Raw genomic sequence first — 20,058 nt, forward strand, 5'->3', positions numbered from 1 at the left:
CGCGACGCGGTAGTAGATGAAGACGAAGGTGCCGTGTTTGGTCAGCCACCGCAGCAGCCAGTGGATCGAGGCCAGACCGACCACGAAGGCGAAGACCACGGCGACCCCGATCAGGCCGGCGCCCGGCGAGCGCGCCTTCTACCTGCAGGCCGTCGACGGCAACCGGATCGTCTCGGTCGGCGTCGAGAAGCAGCAGGTAGTGATCCTGGCCGACCGCCTGGAGCAGTTGCTCGACGAGATCGTGACCCGTACCGGCACGGCGTTGCCGGCCAGCGACCTCGACAACGACGCGCTCGAGCAGCCGATCGACGAGGAATTCCGCGTCGCGGCCATGGGGCTGGCCTGGGACGGCGACGCCGGCCTGGTGATCATCGAGGCCCAGGCCCCGGTCGAGACCCCGGCCGAGGCCGAGGAGACCCTGCTCGAAGACGTCGAAGAGGGCCCGGACGCACTGCGCGTGCTGATCGACCCGCGCGACGCGCGGTCCTTCGTGGAGCGGGCTCGCCGGCTCGTCACCGCCGGCCGCCCGCCGTGCCCGCTGTGCAGCCAGCCCCTCGATCCGGCCGGCCATGTGTGCGCGCGGCTCAACGGCTACCACCGCGGCATCTCGCTGAACCCGTGACGCCCGGCGAACTCACCCCGCCACTGGCACTGTCGGTCGACGGGAGTCCGGGGATCAGCGTCGACGAGGCGTTGGCCCTGCTGCGCGGTGGCCGACTGGCCATCGAGGGCCGGGTCGTCGACGCGTCGAATGCCACGTTCTACTGCTCGGTCACCTGCGACGACCAGGTCGCCGCCTGCGTCTACAAGCCCATCGCCGGCGAACGGCCGCTCTGGGACTTTCCGGACGGCACCCTGGCCGAGCGGGAGGTCGCGGCCTACGAGGTGTCCGCGGTCACCGGCTGGCTGATCGTCCCGCCGACCGTCTACCGCGACGGTCCGGCGGGCCCCGGCATGGTGCAGCTCTGGGTGGACACCGACGAGACGGTGGACATCGCGCGGTTCATGCGGCGCCGCGATCTCGAACGGCTGAGGCAGATCGCCGTCTTCGACGCGGTGGTGAACAACGCCGACCGCAAGGGCGGTCACCTGTTGCCGACCGTCGACGGGCACGTGTACGGCGTCGACCACGGCGTCACGTTCAGCGCCGAGGACAAACTGCGGACGGTGCTGTGGCAGTGGGCCGGCGCCCGGCTCCCGGGCCCCATGTGCGACGTCCTGCGGACCCTTCGGGCGGCGCTGGACGGCGACCTCGGCGAGCGGCTGGACGACCTGCTCACCCGGCGAGAGGTGCGCCAGACGAAGTCTCGCGTCGACCGGCTCCTCGCGGCCGGGCGCCACCCCGAACCGTCGGGGGACTGGCCGGCCGTGCCTTGGCCGCCGATTTAGCGGCGCTACTTGGCCCCGGCGAGCTCGTCGAGCCGTTGCAGCGTGCCGAGGATGCCCGCGCGATTGCGCTTCGGGAAGCCGGACAGCCGCAGGGCCAGCTTGTTCCAGACCGGGCGGGCGTCCCACTGCTCGGTGACCTTGGTGCCGCCCTCGACCGGTTCGAAGGTGTAGCGCCAGATGTGGCCGTTGAAGTGCCGCCAGGCGAGCAGCCGGCCCTCCTCGAACTCGACCACCGTGTTGGTGATCTTGTACGGCGCGCCCAGCTTCATGTCCATGCCGAACGTCGCGCCCTTCGACAGTCGCTTCGGGACGTCCCCGTGGACGGCCTGGACCGATCCGGATCCGTCGATCACAGGGTGCATGGCCGGGTCGGCCACGATGTCGAACAGCTTCTGCGGGTCGGCCGCGATCGTGCGGGACTCAGAGACCAGGTATGCGCTCATGGCCCCGGAGTCTGCCCGATAACGTGGGCGTATGGATGCCTGGCCCGCGTGCGCGGTCCCCGACCTGCCCGGACGCGGCGAGCCCCTGCGGCTCTTCGACACCGCGGCCCAGGCGGTCCGGGCGACGGCGCCGGGCGGGACCGCGACGCTGTACGTATGCGGGATCACTCCCTACGACGCGACGCACCTCGGGCACGCGGGCACCTACCTGGCCTTCGATCTCGTGCAGCGGATGTGGCGCGATGCGGGGCACGAGGTGCACTACGTGCAGAACGTGACCGACGTCGACGACCCGTTGCTCGATCGGGCGGCACGCACGGGCGAGAACTGGATGAGCCTGGCCGAACGGGAGATCCAGCTGTTCCGCGACGACATGACCGCGCTGCGGGTGCTACCGCCGGACGAGTACGTGGGCGTGGTCGAGGCCGTGCCGGAGATCACTGAAAGCATTGAGCGGCTGCTCGAGGAGGGCAACGCCTACCGGCTCGATGACGACGTCTACTTCCCCGTGAGCGCAGCTCCGGGCTTCGGGACCGAGTCGAACTACGACCGGGACACCATGCTCGCCCTCTTCGGCGAACGCGGCGGCGACCCGGACCGGCCCGGCAAGCAGGACTCGCTCGACTCGCTGCTCTGGCGCGGGCGCCGCCCGGGCGAGCCGTACTGGGACACCGGCATCGGCGCCGGCCGGCCCGGCTGGCACATCGAATGCAGCGTCATCGCGCTCAACCGGCTCGGCATGGACTTCGACGTCCAGGGCGGGGGATCGGACCTGATCTTCCCGCACCACGAGCACTCGGCCGCGCACGCCGAGGCCCTCACCGGGACGACGCCGTTCGCCGGCCATTACGTCCACGCCGGGATGATCGGCTTGGACGGCGAGAAGATGAGCAAATCGCGCGGCAACCTCGTGCTCGTCTCCAAACTCCGAGCGGCCGGCGTCGATCCGATGGCGGTGCGACTGGCGCTGCTCGACGGGCACTACCGCGCCGATCGCGAGTGGACGGGCGGTCGGTTACCTGCGGCCGAGGCCCGCCTGCACCGGTGGCGGGCGGCGGCGGCGCTGCCGGCCGCCCCCACTAGCGACAAGCTCCTGGCCGAGGTACGCCGCTCGCTCGCCGACGACCTGGACACGCCATCGGCGCTCGCGGCGATCGACCGCTGGGCCGCAGGTGCTTTGGACGCACCGGCGACCGAGGGGGATCCGGCCGCTCCGGGTGCGGTCGCCAAGCTCGTCGACGGTCTGCTGGGCGTCGCTCTCTGAGCCGCGCGGCTCGCGCCGGTGATTGGTTCGCGTAAAGAGCGGGCATACCTTCCCGAAGGGCTCCATCGCAGCCGGACGACCCAGGAGGTCGTGATGACCGCAGATCTGAACACCAGCATTCGGGCGAGCCGCGTCCGCGTGCCACGTAGCCGGGGGGCCGCGAGCGGCTTCCTGGTCGTCGTTCTCGGGGCCTGGGCGGCGCTGATCCCGTTCATCGGCCCGTACCTGAATCTTGCCTTCACCCCGTCGCCCGACAAGGCGTGGCACTGGACGGCGGACCGTGGCTGGTTGAACGTGCTGCCCGGGGTGCTGACCGTCCTCGGCGGCCTGCTGCTGCTGCTCAGCCGGAGCCGGGTCGTTACCGTGTTCGGCGCCTGGGTGGCGGTGCTCAGCGGCGCCTGGCTGATCGTCGCACCGGCGCTCGCCCCCGTCCTCAAGCTCTCGACCGGATCCCCGGACCCCAGTTCGGGCAAGGACGTGCGCGCGCTGACCGAGCTGGTGTTCTTCTACGGCATCGGCGCGCTGATCCTGTTCGTGGCCTCGGTGGCTCTCGGCCGGCTGTCGGTGCACAGCGTGCGCGACGTGCGCGCCGCTGAGCGCCGCGTGGCGGCCGAAGAGGCGGCGGCGGCCGAGGAGGAGCAGCGCCTGGCCCGCGAGCGCGAGGCCTACGCCGCGCGCGACCGCGAGAAGGAACGCGAACGGGCTTCGGCCGACGCCCGACCGGCCGCCGGGGCCGGGACTGCGACCGGGGCGGGGACTTCAGCCGGAGCGGAACACAACGGCGGCGGGAACGGCCGCCATGAGCGCACCGCCGGCGACGCGGCGGCCACGCAGCACCTGCCTTCGCAGCCCGGCCAGTATCAAGGCCAGCCCAGCCAGTACCAAGGCCAGCCCAGTCAGTACCAAGGCCAGCCGGCGCAACCGCCGTACACCAGTGCGCCGCCTCCGCCCGAGCAGCGGAGCTAGCGGGCCGGCTCAGCCGAAGGGGTTTCCGCCGGCGTGGCCGCCACCGCGGTCGCGCCGGCGCAGGTAGCGCTCGAACTCGCGGGCGATGGCGTCGCCCGAGGCCTCGTGCATCTCGGTCCGGTCGATCTCGTCGTCGCGCTCTTCGAGGTTGCGGATGTACTCGATGACCTCGTCGTCCTCGGCCGCCATCTCGTCGACGAGCTTCTGCCACTCGTCTGACTGCTGGGGCAGCTCGGCCAGCGGGATCGGCACGTCGAGCACTTCCTCCACGCCGTGCAGCAGAGCCAGCGTGGCCTTCGGGTTGGGCGGCTGCGACACGTAGTGCGGGACGCCGGCCCAGAAGGAGATCGCCGGGATACCCGTTGCCACGCAGGCGTCCTGCAGCACGCCGACGATGCCGGTCGGCCCTTCGTACCGCGAGCGCTCGAGACCGAACCGGGCCGCCGACTCGGGGTCGAACGCCGTTCCGGTCACCTGGGTCGGCCGCGTGTGCGGGGAGTCCGACAGCAGCGCGCCCAGCGTGACGACCATCCGAACGTCGAGTTCGCGGATCACGCCCAGCAATTCACCGCAGAACGTGCGCCAGCGCATGTTCGGCTCGATGCCGTGGACGAGGACGAGGTCGAACTCGGCGCCGGGCGGGCGACAGTAGGAGAAGCGGGTCGTCGGCCAGCTGATCCGCCGGGAGATCCCGTCGACCAACGACACCTGGGGGCGGTTGACCTGGAAGTCGTAGTAGTCGTCGGGGTCGAGTTCGGTCAGCGGTTGCGCGTCCCAGACGAGTTCCAGGTGTTCGACCGCCCCGCTCGCGGCGTCGCCGGCGTCGTTCCAGCCCTCGAAGGCGGCGACGAGCACCGGATCGACCAGCTGGGGCCAGTCACCGGTGTCGGGCGTATCCGTCATGCTCCCCACCCTACGACCGCCGCGCCCCGGATCATTCGAGGCGCGGTTTAGTGGGCGTCGCCGGTAAACTCGGCATCTCACCCCCCACGCCGATCCATCGAGGGATACACCTTGTCCGAAAACCCGTCGCACCGCCCGGACTGCACGGACGCCCTGACCGACCTTCTGCGGTCACGGATCGTCGTACTCGACGGTGCCATGGGAACGGCGATCCAGCGCGACCGCCCGGACGAGGCCGGCTACCGCGGCACCCGCTTCGCGGATTGGCCCACCCCGCTGCAGGGCAACAACGACCTGCTCACGATCACCCAGCCCGACATCATCGCCGGGATCCACCGCGAGTACCTCGAGGCCGGCGCCGACCTGCTCGAGACCAACACGTTCAACGCGCAGGCCATCTCCCTCGGCGACTACGGCATGCAGGACCTCGCCTATGAGCTCAACGTGGAGTCCGCTCGGCTGGCCCGCCGTGAGTGCGACGCCATGACCGAACGGACGCCCGACAGGCCCCGCTACGTGGCGGGCGCCCTCGGCCCGACGACCCGCACCGCATCCATCTCGCCCGACGTGAACGACCCGGGCGCCCGCAACGTCACCTACGAGCAGCTGGTCGAGGCCTACTCCACCGCCACTCGTGGCCTGCTCGACGGCGGTTCCGACGTCATCTTCATCGAGACGATCTTCGACACGCTCAACGCCAAGGCGGCCATCTTCGCCGTCGAGACCGTGTTCGAGGAGTACGGACGCCGCTGGCCGGTCATCATTTCCGGCACGATCACCGACGCGTCCGGCCGGACGCTGTCCGGCCAGGTCACCGAGGCGTTCTGGCACTCGGTGCGCCACGTGAAGCCGCTGCTGATCGGGCTGAACTGCGCGCTCGGTGCCAAGGAGATGAGGCCCTACATCGCCGAGATGTCGCGCATCGCGGACACCTTCGTCTCCTGTTACCCCAACGCCGGGCTGCCCAACGCGTTCGGCGAGTACGACGAGGCCCCGGAAGAGACGGCGGCGATCATCAGCGAATTCGCCGACGCGGGCTTCGTCAATCTGGTCGGTGGCTGTTGCGGCACGACACCCGAGCACATCGCGGCCATCGCCCGGGCGGTCGACGGCAAGAAGCCGCGCGTACCCGTCGAGACCGCCCCGGCGCTGCGGCTGTCCGGCCTCGAGCCCTTGATCGTCGTCGAGGAATCCCTGTTCGTGAACGTCGGTGAGCGCACCAACATCACCGGGTCGGCCAAGTTCCGCAATTTGATCCGCGACGGCAACTACAACGCCGCGCTGACCGTGGCCCGCCAGCAGGTGGAGAACGGCGCGCAGGTCATCGACATCAACATGGACGAAGGCATGATCGACGGCGTCGCCGCGATGGATCGGTTCGTCAAGCTCATCGCCAGTGAGCCGGACATCAGCCGCGTCCCGCTGATGATCGACTCGTCGAAGTTCGAGGTCATCGAGGCCGGGCTGCGCTGCGTGCAGGGCAAGCCGATCGTGAACTCGATCTCGATGAAGGAGGGCGAGGAGAAGTTCCGCCGCGAGGCGACCCTGTGTCGCAAGTACGGCGCGGCCGTCGTCGTCATGGCATTCGACGAGGAGGGCCAGGCCGACAACCTCGAACGCCGCAAGACGATCTGCGAGCGGGCGTACCGCATCCTCGTCGACGAGGTCGGCTTCCCGGCCGAGGACATCATCTTCGACCCGAACATCTTCGCGGTGGCCACCGGCATCGAGGAACACGCCAACTACGGTGTCGACTTCATCGAAGCCACCCGTTGGATCAAGCAGAACCTGCCCGGCGCCCTGGTGTCCGGCGGCGTGTCCAACGTGTCGTTCTCGTTCCGCGGCAACAACGCGGTCCGCGAGGCCATCCACGCCGTGTTCCTGTATCACGCGATCGCCGCCGGAATGGACATGGGCATCGTCAACGCCGGCGCGCTCGTCGTCTACGACCAGGTCGACCCGCGGCTGCGCGAGCGGATCGAGGACGTCATCCTCAACCGCCGCGCCGACGCCACCGAGCGGCTGCTCGAGATCGCGGCGGAGTTCGCCGGCGACGGGATGAAGGCCGAGGCCGTCAACGAGGAGTGGCGCGAGCTACCGGTGGGCGAGCGCATCACGCACGCCCTGGTCAAGGGCATCGACGACTACGCCGAGACCGACACCGAAGAACTCCGGGCGCTGATCGAGGCGCGGGGCGGCCAGCCGATCGAGGTCATCGAGGGCCCGCTGATGGCCGGCATGAACGTCGTCGGCGACCTCTTCGGCGCCGGCAAGATGTTCCTGCCGCAGGTCGTGAAGTCGGCGCGGGTGATGAAGAAGGCCGTCGCCTACCTGATTCCCTTCATCGAAGCCGGCAAGTCGCCCGAGGACGCGGGGCGCAGCAACGGCAAGGTCGTCATGGCCACGGTGAAGGGTGATGTCCACGACATCGGCAAGAACATCGTGGGTGTCGTCCTGCAGTGCAACAACTACGACGTCATCGACCTCGGCGTGATGGTCCCGGCCCAGAAGATCTTGGACGCGGCCAAGGAGCACGGCGCCGACGTGATCGGCCTGTCCGGCCTGATCACGCCGTCGCTGGACGAGATGGTCAACTTCGCCGTCGAGATGGAGCGCCAGGGCTTCGATATCCCGCTCATGATCGGCGGAGCCACGACGTCCCGGGCGCACACCGCCGTCAAGGTCGACAAGCAGTACCACGGCCCGGTGATCTGGGTGAAGGACGCGTCGCGCTCGGTGCCGGTCGTCGCCGCCCTGCTGTCCGACGAGCAACGGCCCGCGCTGCTCGCCGACCTCAAGACCGACTACGACTCGCTGCGGGAGCGGCACGCCGCCCGCAAGGACGCGAAGGTGATCCTGCCGCTAAACACCGCCCGCGCGAACCGGACCCCGATCGACTGGACGGACTACCGCCCGCCTCGCCCACACATGATCGTGCAACAGACCCGCGACGTGCACACCGACGACTACCACGCGTCGGGTGAGCCGACCCAGTTCGTCAAGACCTTCACCGACTACTCACTGGCCGAACTGCGCGAGTACATCGACTGGCAGCCGTTCTTCAACGCCTGGGAGATGAAGGGGTCCTTCCCGGACATCCTCAACCACCCGGTCTCGGGCGAGGCCGCCCGCAAGCTGTGGGAAGACGCGCAGCAGATGCTTGACTCGCTCATCGATGAGAAGTGGCTCAGCGCCTGTGGCGTCATCGGCCTCTTCCCGGCCAACGCCGTCGGTGACGACATCGAGGTCTACACCGACGAGACACGCCGCGACGTGCTGACCACCATGCACCAGCTTCGGCAGCAGTCCGAACACCGCCCGGGCATCCCGCACCGATCGCTCGCCGACTTCGTGGCGCCGAAGGATACGGGGTTGCGCGACTACGTCGGAGGCTTCGCCGTCACCGCCGGGCTGGGCAGCGAGGCGAAGATCAAGGAGTTCAAGGCAGCCCTCGACGACTACAGCGCGATCCTGCTCGAGTCGCTGGCCGACCGGCTGGCCGAGGCCTTCGCCGAACGCCTGCACGAGCGGGTCCGCACCGAGTTCTGGGGCTACCAACCCGACGAGTCGCTCGATGCCCAAGCGCTGATCAAGGAGAAGTACGTCGGCATCCGGCCGGCGCCGGGCTACCCGGCCTGCCCCGAGCACACGGAGAAGCAGGTCCTCTGGGACCTGCTCGACGTGAAGGCCAAGACCGGGATCGAGCTCACCGACAGCATGGCGATGTGGCCCGGCGCGTCGGTCAGCGGCTTGTACTTCTCCCATCCGCAGTCGCAGTACTTCGTGCTCGGCCACATCGGTCGAGACCAGGTCGAGGACTACGCGAAGCGCAAGGGGTGGACGATGGCCGAGGCCGAGCGCTGGCTGTCGCCCAACCTCGGTTACCGATCCGACAACGAGTGAACTGACCTCGACGGGACCCGGGCGCGCACGCGCGCGCGGATCGGGCCGCCGGCCACCATCGTGAAGGGCAGGGCCAGCGGAAAGTCTTCGTCCAGCGAGACGATTTCCGCCGAACGCACCACGCTGGCCAGGCCGAGCACAGCCTCGAGCATGGCGAAGTGATCGCCGATGCACGATCGCGGCCCCCCGCCGAACGGCAGGAACTGCCAACGGTCACGCCCGTGCGAACGCTCCGCGGCGAAGCGATCCGGGTCGAACCGGTACGGGTCGTCCCACAATTCCGGATCGCGGTGCAGCGCGTAGATACCGACGACGAGATTCGTTCCGGCCGGCACCCGGTAGCCGTCGACGACGACGTCCTTCATCGCCATCCGCCCGATGGCCGGCGCGGGCGGGCACAGCCGCAGCGCCTCGTGCAGCACCTGGGTCGTGTACGGCAGGGCAGCGACGTCGTCCACGCTCAATGGCCGTTCGCCGAGTTCCTGCACCTCTGCTGCCACTCGCTCCTGCATCTCGGCGTTGCGCCCGAGCGCCCACAGCGCGTACGCCAGCGTCGTCGACGTCGTGTCGTGGCCGGCAATCAGGAACACGAGAAGTTCATCGCGAATCGCCGCGTCGGTCAGCGGCCGTCCGGTGGCGGCGTCGGTGGCTTCGGCCAGGAGGCGGATGAGTTCGGCCGCGCTCTCGGGGTCGGCCCGGAACTGCCCGATCGCGTCGTCGATCACGGCGTGGATCGCGGCCAGCGCACGGCGAAACCGGCGTCGAGTGGGGTTCGGCAGCCAGAGGGGCGCCCGGACCGGCCGCAGCGATCGATTCGTCACGTACTGCAGGACGGTCCGGGCGTTCTCCCCGATCTCGTGGCGCTCACCGAGATCGACGCCGAACACAGACCGTCCGATCACTCGCAGCGTCAGTTCCCGAACCTCCGCGTCGAGGTCCACCGTCGAGCCGTTGACCCACCGCGTGGCCAGGCCGTCGGCGGCGGTGGCCATGTGTCCGGCGAACGTCGCGACGTGCTTCTTGGTGAACAGCGGCTGCAGCGTGCGGCGCCGCGATTTCCACGTCTCGTGCGGCATGTTGAAGACGTTCGTGCCGAACGCCCGGCTCTGGACGTGGACGATCATCTCCTTGTCCATCCCATCGTTCGTCCCGCCCAGCACATCGCGCGCGCCTGTCGGCGAGGCGACGATGACGAAGGACGGCACCAGCCGCCGCGGACCGAGCCGCACCGTCGTGACCGGCCCGCCGGCATCGCGGATCTGCTCGATACCGGTGTGGTAGCGCTGCACAGCCCTGACCCGGGAGCGCCACGACATCGGGACGTCCGGCGGCAGCGGCAGGAACTGCGGATCTCTGGCTTCGACGGACACGTTTCCCCCCGGTACGTGCGGACTGAGCTTGTCCATTCAGCCCGACAGCGGCCGTTCGGGTAAGGGTGCTAGCCGGTCTACTTCCGGAGGGGGGCTGCCCCGCCGGTAGCGTGGGTGCGTGGTGACGCCTTCGGTCCTGCAGGCGGTGCTGTTCGACATGGACTGTCCCTGGGTCGGTGGCCAGCGACGAAAGCCGTTGGAGCCCATATTTTCCGGGGGGTCCCGCGTTGGACGAGGGTGATCAAGAACTGCCGTTTTCGGTTCTGATGTGTACCCGTTGTGTACCCGACAAGATCATTTCCGGCATCGACAACGATCAGGGCCTGGGCTGATCGGGCTGTGCCAGCCTAAGAGCTGAGTGCGTGGACGTCGGCGCAGACAGTCGGCGCCGGGGACCGACCGTACGAGGAGAAATGGCGTCGAGCAGCACTGCGTCGGACCGGTCGTGTGACTGGCAAGTCCAAACCGACCGCCGCGGCGGCGTCAGCGGGCAGATAAGTCCCGCATCACGGCGGGGTGTCACCGACGTAGCAGTCATCGACCAGCCGAACCGGTCGTACCTGATGCTGTCGGTCGCCGTCACCGTGGGCTCGATCCCGCAGCGGCGATCGACAGTCCGGCGTCGAGTCACGCAGCCAGGCTTGCGCGTAGGTCGGTGGAACGTGTCGCAGCCAGGTGCGGGCCGCGTCGGCCGAGCGGGGACGCGCGTTTTGCGCTCTTGTGAGCGACCGCTTTGGCCTACTGTCGTGGTCATGGCCCGTCCCAACCCGGACTTCGACCTCTTCGACGTGCTGGAGTCGGTGGAGGCGGTGTCGCCGCTCGAGGCGGTGGACGCCGTGACGCGGAAGCTGGCCGCCTCGCTGGGTAGCGACCGGGTCTGCTTCTTGATCGCCGACCTCGCCGGCCGGGCGCTGGTCCGGCTCGGCCCGCGGTCGGCCGCTTGGGCGCAGGCACAGCTGACGGGCGTCGACCCGGCCGAGATCGTCCCGTTTAGCGACAAGGTCGCTTGGGCCGTCGTGGTGGACCAGCAGCCGGTAACGGTTCCGGACGGTGACGGGTGGCGGGTGCTGGCCCCGGTGACGCAACGCGGTGAGGTGGTCGGTGCGCTCGAGGTGCACCTGCCCAGCGAACCGGACGAGGCGGTGGTGAAGCGGGTTTGTCGGGCGGCGCACCTGCTGGCGTTCGTGGTCATCGCCAACCGCCGGCACACCGACCTGTTCGAGTGGGGCCAGCGCACGACGCCGTTCGAGCTGAGCGCGGAGATGCAGCGCCGCCTGCTGCCAGGTGCATTCACTTGCGAGGCTGGGTCAGCCACCGTCGCCGGTTGGCTGGAGCCGGCCGCGACCATTGGAGGCGACACCTTCGATTACTCCCTGGGCCGGGACACCCTGCACGTGTCGCTGACGGATGCGATGGGTCACGGCGTGGCGGCCGCGCTCACCGCGACCCTGTGCGTCGGCAGTCTGCGTAACACCCGCCGGGCTGGCGGGTCCTTGCTGGAGCAGGCGGCCGCTGCCGACGCGGCCGTGCGCGACCACGCGATGGGCGCGTTCGTGACGGGGTTGCTCGGGCGCTTGGATCTCGGGCGTGGCGTGCTCGGGCTGGTCAACGCCGGCCATGTGCTGCCGGTGTTAATGCGTGGATCGGTCATCGAGCCGGTCGATTTGCCGGCCAACCTGCCTTTCGGGCTGAACGCCAACCGGAGCTACCAGCAGACAGACGTACCCCTGCAGGTCGGTGACCGGCTCGTGCTGATCACCGATGGCATGGTCGATCGCCAGGCCGCAGCCGTCCCACTCACTGACCTGCTCGGCCGAACCCGCGGCTTGCACCCGCGCGAGGCCACCCGCCAGCTGGCCGACGCAGTCATCGAAGCCGCCGGCCCGGTGCTCGCTGACGACGCCACCATCTTGATGCTCGACTGGCACGGCCACCACGGACGCGACCGCGATAGCGAGGCCGGAGCAGACCACCCCCGGCGATGAGCGCAGTCAATGGCGAACGCAGCCGGCCGCCCGGCACGAGCGGCTAATAACGCATTTGGTCCTTGGAGGCGCAAAGTCGGCCCCGGCTCGCGTCGCGCGGGCTCAGCGCTTAAGTAGGTTTTTGGACACTTCTGATGGGCGTTGCTGCTCGCCGGCGAATGAGCTGATCACGACGAGCGCACCGGTGAGGGCCGGCACCGCCCACTGCAGTAGTGCGAGTTGCTTCTGCGCCGCGGCCACCTCCGGCGGGGTCCCGGCCGCAGGAGAGGTCGCATCCCCTACGGGAACGTCGGGTCGTGCGGACACTTTCTGTCCCAGCGTGCGGCTGTAGGCGGTGACGCCGAGCGCGCCGGCGGTCAGGGCGGTCTTCACGAGAGCCATCTTCCCGACGCCGGATTGTGCTGCAAGCCGCGACTTGTTGCCGCCGAGCTGACCGACCGAGCCGAGGAGATGCGCGCCAATTGCTGCGGCGTTGACGGGGGTCCACCGGTCCCAGCCGGCGTTGGCGACCCGCCCGCTGTCGGCCGCGTTCGAGGTCTGGCCTGATGCGGCGTTCAGGGCGACGGCGTTGGCCAGCGTGCCGCCGAACCACGCCGCCAAGCCGATGTCGTGCAAGGACCGGGAAATGGTGTTGCGAGCCATGTTGGTGTCCTCCTGAGGAGCCGCGCTCACGGTGGACCCGCTTGCTGGTAGGGACCAGGTACCCCGTCAGCAACGAGCCGAACCCGACGCCGGCACGGAAGTCCAGATCTCCACGAAGTGACTGAACCGGACTGCACGGACCCGAACGAAGTCAGCCCGACGGAGTTCGTCTGCCTAGAGATCTGGGTGCGGCGGTTCGGTGAGGGCTGCGGCGCGGCGGAATCTCTCTGCCGCCTTGGCGCGGCCGGGCACAGTGATCGGGGCGCGGTGTCGGATGTCGGCCATCAGCCGGACGACGAAGTCAGCGCTGCTTTGGCCAGGCAGCAGCTGGGGCTGGTCGGGGACGTAGAAGGACACCTTCACGCGAGGTCGTTTGGGTGCCCGCTGGATGTCGACGGTGCCTTGCACGGTGGCACACACGATCGTGGCTTCGGGGACAGCCTCAGCGAGCCGGCCAACGCCGCTTCGAGCCCGCAACACCTTGCCGCGCGAGATGGTGCCTTCGGGAAATACCCCGATGCACGCGCCGGCGCGTAGCTCGGTGATCGCTGACTCCAGGGCAGCGATGTCTCCCTGGCCGCGTTGCAGCGGGATTTGTCCCATCCCGTCGAGCACCTTCCCCACGAGCGGGTTCTTCCACAGGCTCGCCTTCGCCAGTGCCCGGATCTGACGCCGGGGGCGGGCGGCCAGACCGATTGCAATGGGGTCCCAGTTGCTGTCGTGGTTGCTGAGGATCAATGTCGGCCCCGATAGCGGGATGACGTCCAGACCTGAGACCTGCAGTCGGCCCCAACCGAGCACGACGGGGGCGGTGGCCGCCATCACAGCCCGATAGGCCGCACTCAGCTCGGGCGAGTCACTCGACATGGCTGAAAATTACCGCCTACTGGGCTCGCTCCCGCCGCGGGGCGGCCGCTGCCGGTGGCCCGAGCCTCGTGACGGAGGGTGATCGCCGGTACCGGATCAACGCCCGCGCACGCTCTGAGCGCGGGGCTGCCGTCCACAGTTCGCGCGATGGTTCCGGCATGCCCCTCGCTCCGACGGCCCCTTCGACCCCAAGCAGGCCAGGCGCCCGCCTGTGTTTCGCTCTGACTACCCAACGCGCGGGCAAGTTCGCTCAGATCACGCGCCAGACCCGGGTCGATCGCCCCGCCGCTGCTGTCCTCGGCGTGGCCCGGTGGCCGCCCGCGCGAACTGCGCCGCCACTGTCCCCCATGAGCAGAACTCCTTCCACCGCGGACCGTTTACCGCCGCCGCCAACTTTTACCCATCCCAGACGGTCCCTACAGCTACTAACCGGCGGCCGGTCCGGGAACGCGCTGCTGGCAATCACACGTCCACATCGGCGGGGGGCGATGGGACGCGGCCACTCAGTCCGGTGATGCTCAACCTGCGAGAGATAAGCGGGACATCGCCCCGAGTCGCGCCGCGGCCGTGCCGACCGGCCGGTTCAAGATCTCGAAGGCGCTCCCTTCCGATCAAGCTCGTAGGGGAGGACAGTTGCTGTGGGTGCCCCGGGCAAACAGTGACCGTGGGGGACCTCCTGCGCGCGGGACCGCGGGTCTATTCCCGTTTGGTGATGCTGCGCAGGGGCTGTTTGCCCGGGCCACCGCGTGCGGATAGGGACTTGCAACTCTGACGGGCTGGCCGTTCCCCGGCATACCTTGGCTGGGTGACCACGGCGATGCGCCGTAAGAAAGCCGACGACGCGAGGCGTCGGGCTGAGGTGCTGCGCGAGGACGCCCAGGTGATGCGATCCGCCGCGGCCGAGCTTCGCCGCCGGACAGATGAGCGGCTCGCACGGGGAATCCAAGGCTGGCCCACGCAGCGGGCAGTCAAGCTGCAGTCGAAAGCTCGTGGAGGCACGGGGAGTGGTGCTGGAGGGGTGGGAGACGCCCGTGGGGTGGGGGGTAGGCAAGGGCAGCTGGTGCTGGCGCGGGAGCGGCGTGTGGACGGGACGGAGCGCGACTGCCAGCAGCGGCGACGTGGCGTGCTCGAGGCCCCAAGGCTGTCTACCTACCGGTTGCGCCCACCGGTGATCCACGGAGTCATAGATCGCGAAGAAGCAGCCAGCTGGTAAGCGGACGAGGTAGGGATCAGGCGCGGGCTGGCGTGGGCGTGCGACGCACGGCGAGTACCGCGATGTCGTCTCGCGTCGTGTCACTTCCGACAAGGTCGTGCATGACGTCGCGGCACACCGCCTCAGGGGCATCGGCTCGAGTGGAGTCCCGCAGGAGGGCCAGCCGCTGGGTGAGCGAGGTCTCGCGTCGTTCGACCAGGCCGTCGGTGTACAGGAGCATGACCACACCTGGCGTCAGCTCCACTGTCGCCGCTTCGCGTCTGGCTTCGCGCGTGACGCCCAGCGGCGGGCCGACGGGCAGCTCGAGGAATGAGGCACCCCCTGCGGGGTCGGCTAGCACGGGAGGCAGGTGGCCGGCGCTGCACACGTCGAAGCGGTCGTAAGGCGGCGGCGCAGTCGCGCACACCAACGTGACCATCGACCCGATCTCGAAATGGTCGACTTTGCGATCGGTGAGTGCGACGACCTCGGCCACGGGAGCGTCAAGTAGAGCGTAGGCACGCAACGCGCTCCGCACTCGGCCCATCACGACCGCGGCGTCCAGGCCATGGCCGGCGACATCACCGGTGACCAGCCAGAGTCGGCCGGACGGCAACAGAAACGCGTCGTACCAGTCACCGCCGATAGTGCGGTTGTCGGCTGTGACGTATCGCGACGCGAACTCCAGGCCCTCCACCGTCGGCAGCCGAGTGGGGAGCAAACCGCGTTCGAGGAGTTGCGCGGCTGCGGTTTCCACAGCAAGCAGTCGCGCCTGCAACGCGGCCGCGACGCGGTCTCCCGCCACTTGCAGCAGGTCGGCGTCTTCTGTGGTGAACGGCCGGGGGCCGAGGCGACCAACGTGCAGAACCCCGATGACCTCTTCGCCGCTCACCAGAGGAACGCCGAGCATCGCTTTGATGCCCTTTTCCCACAGGATCGGGTTCGCGACGGTCGTCGAGTCAACGCGGTCGAGCAGGACCGCTTCGCGTCGGGCGGCGATCGAGCCGGCGAAGCCGACGCCGAGCGGCACCTTGACCCCCTGGCGGACTTCATCCTCGAGCCCACGGGCGGCGCGCGCGACCAGGGCGTCGGAGCCGGCTTCCATCAGCAACACGGCTGCGGTATCGGCATCGAGAATGACTCTTATGCGTTCCAGCAATTCGGTGAGCAGGTCGTCGACGTGCAACCGCCCCAAATTGGAGTCCGTCAGCGACGACAAGGCTTCCAGACGCCCGCTGGGTTCACGTTCTGGCACGTCGGGAGTCTAAAGGCAGCGGCCCAGACTCCCGTCAATGCTCCAATGTTTCCTCGTTGTTCGCTAACCTGGAGCCGTGGAACTGGACGTCCGTTGTGAGGCCGACACAGCGGTATTCACACTCTCCGGTGAACTCGACCTGGCCACCTCCGACGAGCTTCACCGGGCAGTTCGGGACGCTCTGCACGCCGGCAGCCGCAGCTTGGTGCTCGACCTGTCCGACATCCGCTTCATCGACTCCAGCGGCATCAGCGCGCTCCTGGAGACCCGCACCGCGGCTCGGGATGCATCGGCCACGCTGCAGCTGGGGCCGCTGTCCGCGCGCGTATCGGAAGTGCTGCGCTTCACCGGCGTCGAACACCTCTTCGATCCGATCGACACGTGAGTAGCACGAATCCGTGAATACAAGGCGCCTGACGGCAGCGGCGGCATGAGAGCTGCGTCATGAGCTGGACACACTCCGCGACACGTGAATACGCACCGGACCTGTCCAACATCGCTCAGGCCCGCAGATGGCTGACCCACGAGCTCGCCGCCGGACTGCACGCGCCGGCGAACCTGGTGGCCGACGTCGAGCTCGTGCTGTCCGAGCTCTTGACCAACGCGATCAAAGCCGGGGCGAGCAGAGTCTCCGTTGAACTGAACGCCGACTCCGAGCGGATCCTGCTCACCGTGGCAGACGACGCGGCCGGCCGCGTCGTCCTCAGGACGCCCACCGCCGATGCGCCTAGCGGTCGCGGCCTGCCCATCGTCGAGTTGATCAGCAGCGCGTGGGGAGTCGACACCCGCCGCGCGGGCAAAAAGGTGTGGGCCACCTTCGCCACCTAGCCCCTCGGCGCTTCGACAATCACTTCCCACGTCTCGCGCCCTTGAGTTGGATGACCGCCGAAGTTCCTGGGCATCGGCGTGGTGATTCCTTTGACGAGCAAGGATCGTCCTCCTGCCCTCTTTGGATGCGAGGCATCCATGCACATGCCCTACCCGCCGACCGACCGCGTCGCGGGCTAACGTCAAAACGTGATCGCGCGCGCCTGGCACGCCCTAATCGCCGTCCTTGTGCTCGCAGCCGTCACCGTCCAAATCATCATCGCCATCCGCGTGAGCGGCGTCTCGCCATCCGACCACACCGTGACGGGACCGCCTGGCGCAGCCTTCGCCTGGCCGCCCTCATCGGGATCACCATCACCGGCATGGTCTACTCCACGGTGCTGGCCAAGATCCACGAACCCAACGGCAGGGCCGAAACGTTCGTCAACGACCTTGTCCACTACGTCGTGCCAGTGATGGTGATCCTCGGATGGCTGGCGTTCGGTCCACGCCCCCGCAAGACCATTCTGGGATCGCTGCTGTTCCCCCTGCTTTGAATCATCTACACGCTCCTCCGCGGGGCGATCTGGAGGTGGTATCCCTACCCCTTCCTCGACGTCGCTACCCACGGCTACCCCCGCGTCGCGGTCACCGCCGTCCTGGTCACCGTCGTTCTCAGCGCTGTCGCTGTCGCCGCACTGATCGCAGTCGGTGACCGCAAACTCCCTGTGGCGCCGATTGAACGGAGCCGACGCAGCTGACGCATCCGGTCAGCCAACAACATGCACGCAAGATGGGGGAGGGACGCCCCGGTCAACGATTAGGCGGGTCGGTCGCGTCGTTGATGCTGAATATGTCGGTGAGTCGGGTGAGTGCGAGGAGGCGTAGGACGGGTCCGGATGGGTCGATGAGCTCAAGTGGCACCGATTGGTCGTGGGTGGCGTTGCGCAGGTCGATGAGGGCGCCGAGGCCGGTCGAGTCCAGGAACGTGACCGCTGACAGGTCGATCTTGAGCGATTGGCCTTTGTGGGTCTGGGTGGCGGTCACGCCCGTCCTGCGTAGCTTCTCGGAACCTTCCATGTCGACCTCGCCGCTGACGACGAGCGTCGTGCACCCGCTGGCGTCGGTGAGGGCAGTCAGCTCCACGTGCCCAACATATCCGAACCCGCTCGTGCGCACGGGTGCGCATGTGCCCCCGGTTGCTGGTAGAGGGCCATCCCTGCTGGCAGACGGCTGGAAGCGGCATATGGTGGGATTGTGTGTTTGGAAGCGCGGCGCAGTTTTGCGTGTGAGCCGGAATCGCCCGGCCACGCCCGCTCATTCTGCCGCGCGTACTTGAACCCGGTCGTGGGGCACGTGGCCGACGGCCGCGAGGTTGTCGCCACGGCTGAGCTGGTGGTCACGGAGTTGGTAACGAACGCCATCAACGCCGGGTGCTCGGCCGAAGTAGCGGTCGAATTCGCCCTGCATCACAGCGTGCTGCACGTCTCCGTGCAGGACGACGCGGCAGGACAGCTCCGAGTGCAAAACCCGTCAGAGATCGACGCACACGGCCGGGGCTTACGCATCGTTGACGCGCTCGCCACGGGTTGGGGCGTCGTTCCGGTCGCCGGTGGTAAGCGGGTATGGGCCGATCTTGCCGTGCCGGCCACCGCGTCGGCCTCGCTCAACTGCGTTCTTCGTGGATAGACCATTGAGCGGGGGTTGGAGCCGTGGCAAGGATGTTCTGCACGCTTCCCACGCCGGTAGCCTTGTCGAGGTGACGCATAGCCGGGCGCCGCTGGACGCCGCCACCGATCCAGCCCGAGGCGTCGACCCGGACGTCCTGCGCGAGCAGCGACGGATGGCGGCCGTGCGACGCTACGACATCCTCGATACGCCGCCAGACGGCGCGTTCGATCGGATCGCGGCGCTCGCGGCCCGGCTGCTGAACGTGCCGATCGCGATCGTCAGCGTGGTGGACACCGACCGCATCTGGTTCAAATCCCACCACGGTTTAGATGTCACCGAGATCGGCCGCGCCCCCGGCCTGTGCGCCTCGGCGATCCTCGGCTCCGAGCCCTGGCTGGTCACCGACGCAAAGAACGACCCGCGCACGCTCACCAACCCACTCGTGGCAGGCGACTTCGGGTTGCGGTTCTACGCCGGGGCACCGCTCACTACCCATGACGGTCACAACCTGGGCACGCTGTGCGCAATCGACATGATCCCGCGCCCGATCAGTGAGCAGGAAACAGCGATCCTGACTGACCTGGCCGCTCTGGTCATGGATGAGCTCGAACTGCGGCTCAGCGCGGGGAACGCCCTGCTCACCGCCCGGCAGCGGTTAGAGGAAGTTGAGCACCTCGCCACTGCCTTCCAGGCCAGCCTGTTGCCCCCTCGACTTCCCGACATCCCGCACGTGCAATTGGCAGCGGTTTATCAGCCCGTGGACCGCCACCAAGTCGGCGGCGACTTCTACGACGCATTCCCCATCGACGAACACGCCTGGGTCATCGCCATCGGCGACGTGTGCGGCACCGGACCGGCCGCCGCCGCCCGCACCAGCTCCGCCCGCTTCAGCATCCGAGCCTGCGCCGTACAACACCGCTCACCCAGTGACGTACTGCAAACCACCAACCTCGCGCTCGCCACCGACAACACCACCGGCAACGAGCGACCATTCGTCACCGCCCTGGTGGCCCGAATAGAACCCCACCCCCAGCGCACCCTGATCCAGCTGGCCAGCGCGGGACACCCACTTCCACTGCTGCTCCGCCACGACGGCGAAGTCCAAAGCATCGGCCAACCCGGACAGCCACTCGGCATTCTGTCCACGATCGAAAGCAGCGACACCACCGTGGACCTCGCCCCTGGCGACACCCTCGTCCTGCACACCGACGGACTAGCTGACTCCGGACGGCCACACCGACTCGGCGAGGACGGCCTGCAACGGCTGCTCGCCTCCTGCCACGGCATGAACCCCGATCAGATCGTTGCCCGGCTGCACCAGACCGTCGCTGACGCGCCCCGCGACGACATCGCAATCCTTGCCATCGCCTGCGCAGCCTAAGTACGGGGGACAGTCCCCAG

Annotated in this window: 17 protein-coding genes and 2 pseudogenes; 11 read left to right on the top strand and 8 right to left on the bottom strand. The window is 68.5% G+C overall.

The window, feature by feature from the left end:
• Nucleotides 1-99: pseudogene (locus ABR571_RS15255) on the bottom strand (undecaprenyl-diphosphatase); the annotation flags it as partial.
• 10 nt (nt 100-109) lie between these two features.
• Between ABR571_RS15255 and ABR571_RS15260 the strand changes: the two are divergent.
• Nucleotides 110-622, top strand: coding sequence for a DUF3090 domain-containing protein (locus ABR571_RS15260; RefSeq protein WP_409454093.1), 513 nt, complete (start codon nt 110-112; stop codon nt 620-622).
• The gene (locus ABR571_RS15265; protein ID WP_409454061.1) at nt 619-1,389 is read left to right on the top strand and encodes an SCO1664 family protein; all 771 of its coding nucleotides are present in this window, start codon (nt 619-621) and stop codon (nt 1,387-1,389) included. The genes ABR571_RS15260 and ABR571_RS15265 overlap by 4 nt, the downstream gene beginning before the upstream one ends.
• A 5-nt stretch (nt 1,390-1,394) precedes the next feature.
• Here ABR571_RS15265 and ABR571_RS15270 read toward each other — a convergent pair whose 3' ends face one another.
• Nucleotides 1,395-1,832: an SRPBCC family protein gene (locus ABR571_RS15270; RefSeq protein ID WP_409454062.1), complete on the bottom strand. Its 438-nt coding sequence runs from the start codon at nt 1,830-1,832 to the stop codon at nt 1,395-1,397.
• A 31-nt stretch (nt 1,833-1,863) separates the two neighbouring features.
• Between ABR571_RS15270 and mshC the strand changes: the two genes are divergently transcribed.
• Both mshC and ABR571_RS15280 read left to right on the top strand, forming a co-directional pair.
• Nucleotides 1,864-3,096 (top strand): cysteine--1-D-myo-inosityl 2-amino-2-deoxy-alpha-D-glucopyranoside ligase, encoded by a 1,233-nt coding sequence (gene mshC / locus ABR571_RS15275; RefSeq protein WP_409454063.1) that lies wholly within the window; start codon nt 1,864-1,866, stop codon nt 3,094-3,096.
• Nucleotides 3,097-3,189: 93 nt separating this feature from the next.
• Nucleotides 3,190-4,062, top strand: a complete 873-nt coding sequence (locus tag ABR571_RS15280) for a hypothetical protein (RefSeq protein WP_409454064.1) — start codon at nt 3,190-3,192, stop codon at nt 4,060-4,062.
• 9 nt (nt 4,063-4,071) lie between these two features.
• Here the strand turns inward: ABR571_RS15280 and ABR571_RS15285 are convergent, their stop codons facing one another.
• Nucleotides 4,072-4,965, bottom strand: coding sequence for a PAC2 family protein (locus ABR571_RS15285; protein ID WP_409454065.1), 894 nt, complete (start codon nt 4,963-4,965; stop codon nt 4,072-4,074).
• Nucleotides 4,966-5,076: 111 nt separating this feature from the next.
• Here ABR571_RS15285 and metH point away from each other — a divergent pair, with 111 nt between their 5' ends.
• Nucleotides 5,077-8,868, top strand: a complete 3,792-nt coding sequence (gene metH / locus ABR571_RS15290; RefSeq protein ID WP_409454066.1) for a methionine synthase — start codon at nt 5,077-5,079, stop codon at nt 8,866-8,868.
• Here metH and ABR571_RS15295 read toward each other — a convergent pair.
• A complete protein-coding gene (locus ABR571_RS15295) occupies nt 8,847-10,274 on the bottom strand; it encodes a cytochrome P450 (protein ID WP_409454067.1) in 1,428 nt (475 codons plus the stop codon). The two genes, metH and ABR571_RS15295, sit on opposite strands and share 22 nt — an antisense overlap.
• A gap of 716 nt (nt 10,275-10,990) precedes the next feature.
• On the opposite strand from ABR571_RS15295, the gene ABR571_RS15300 reads away from it, so the two are divergent.
• Nucleotides 10,991-12,223 carry a PP2C family protein-serine/threonine phosphatase gene (locus ABR571_RS15300; RefSeq protein WP_409454068.1) on the top strand — a complete coding sequence of 411 codons (1,233 nt, stop codon included), beginning with the start codon at nt 10,991-10,993 and terminating at the stop codon, nt 12,221-12,223.
• Nucleotides 12,224-12,325: 102 nt separating this feature from the next.
• On the opposite strand, the gene ABR571_RS15305 is transcribed toward ABR571_RS15300, so the two are convergent.
• The 3 genes from ABR571_RS15305 to ABR571_RS15315 form a co-directional block, all read right to left on the bottom strand.
• On the bottom strand, nt 12,326-12,865 hold the full coding sequence (locus tag ABR571_RS15305) for a hypothetical protein (RefSeq protein WP_409454069.1): 540 nt from the start codon (nt 12,863-12,865) through the stop codon (nt 12,326-12,328).
• Between the two features lie 174 nt (nt 12,866-13,039).
• Nucleotides 13,040-13,687: a lysophospholipid acyltransferase family protein gene (locus tag ABR571_RS15310; protein ID WP_409454070.1), complete on the bottom strand. Its 648-nt coding sequence runs from the start codon at nt 13,685-13,687 to the stop codon at nt 13,040-13,042.
• Nucleotides 13,688-14,961: 1,274 nt separating this feature from the next.
• A complete protein-coding gene (locus ABR571_RS15315) occupies nt 14,962-16,110 on the bottom strand; it encodes a PP2C family protein-serine/threonine phosphatase (RefSeq protein ID WP_409454071.1) in 1,149 nt (382 codons plus the stop codon).
• Between the two features lie 145 nt (nt 16,111-16,255).
• Between ABR571_RS15315 and ABR571_RS15320 the strand changes: the two genes are divergently transcribed.
• The 3 genes and pseudogenes from ABR571_RS15320 (at nt 16,256) to ABR571_RS15330 (ending at nt 17,747) form a co-directional block, all read left to right on the top strand.
• Nucleotides 16,256-16,564 carry an STAS domain-containing protein gene (locus tag ABR571_RS15320; protein ID WP_409454072.1) on the top strand — a complete coding sequence of 103 codons (309 nt, stop codon included), beginning with the start codon at nt 16,256-16,258 and terminating at the stop codon, nt 16,562-16,564.
• A gap of 59 nt (nt 16,565-16,623) precedes the next feature.
• On the top strand, nt 16,624-17,007 hold the full coding sequence (locus ABR571_RS15325; protein ID WP_409454073.1) for an ATP-binding protein: 384 nt from the start codon (nt 16,624-16,626) through the stop codon (nt 17,005-17,007).
• Between the two features lie 125 nt (nt 17,008-17,132).
• Nucleotides 17,133-17,747: pseudogene (locus ABR571_RS15330) on the top strand (Pr6Pr family membrane protein).
• Between the two features lie 52 nt (nt 17,748-17,799).
• Here the strand turns inward: ABR571_RS15330 and ABR571_RS15335 are convergent.
• The gene (locus ABR571_RS15335) at nt 17,800-18,132 is read right to left on the bottom strand and encodes an STAS domain-containing protein (RefSeq protein WP_409454074.1); all 333 of its coding nucleotides are present in this window, start codon (nt 18,130-18,132) and stop codon (nt 17,800-17,802) included.
• 111 nt (nt 18,133-18,243) lie between these two features.
• Between ABR571_RS15335 and ABR571_RS15340 the strand changes: the two genes are divergently transcribed.
• Entirely contained in the window at nt 18,244-18,675 is a 432-nt protein-coding gene (locus ABR571_RS15340) for an ATP-binding protein (RefSeq protein WP_409454075.1), read from the top strand.
• Nucleotides 18,676-18,745: 70 nt separating this feature from the next.
• A complete protein-coding gene (locus tag ABR571_RS15345; protein ID WP_409454076.1) occupies nt 18,746-20,038 on the top strand; it encodes a PP2C family protein-serine/threonine phosphatase in 1,293 nt (430 codons plus the stop codon).
• Nucleotides 20,039-20,058: the final 20 nt, after the last annotated feature.

This window comes from Jatrophihabitans sp. (genome assembly GCF_046262535.1).
Classification (GTDB): Bacteria; Actinomycetota; Actinomycetes; order Mycobacteriales; family Jatrophihabitantaceae; genus Jatrophihabitans.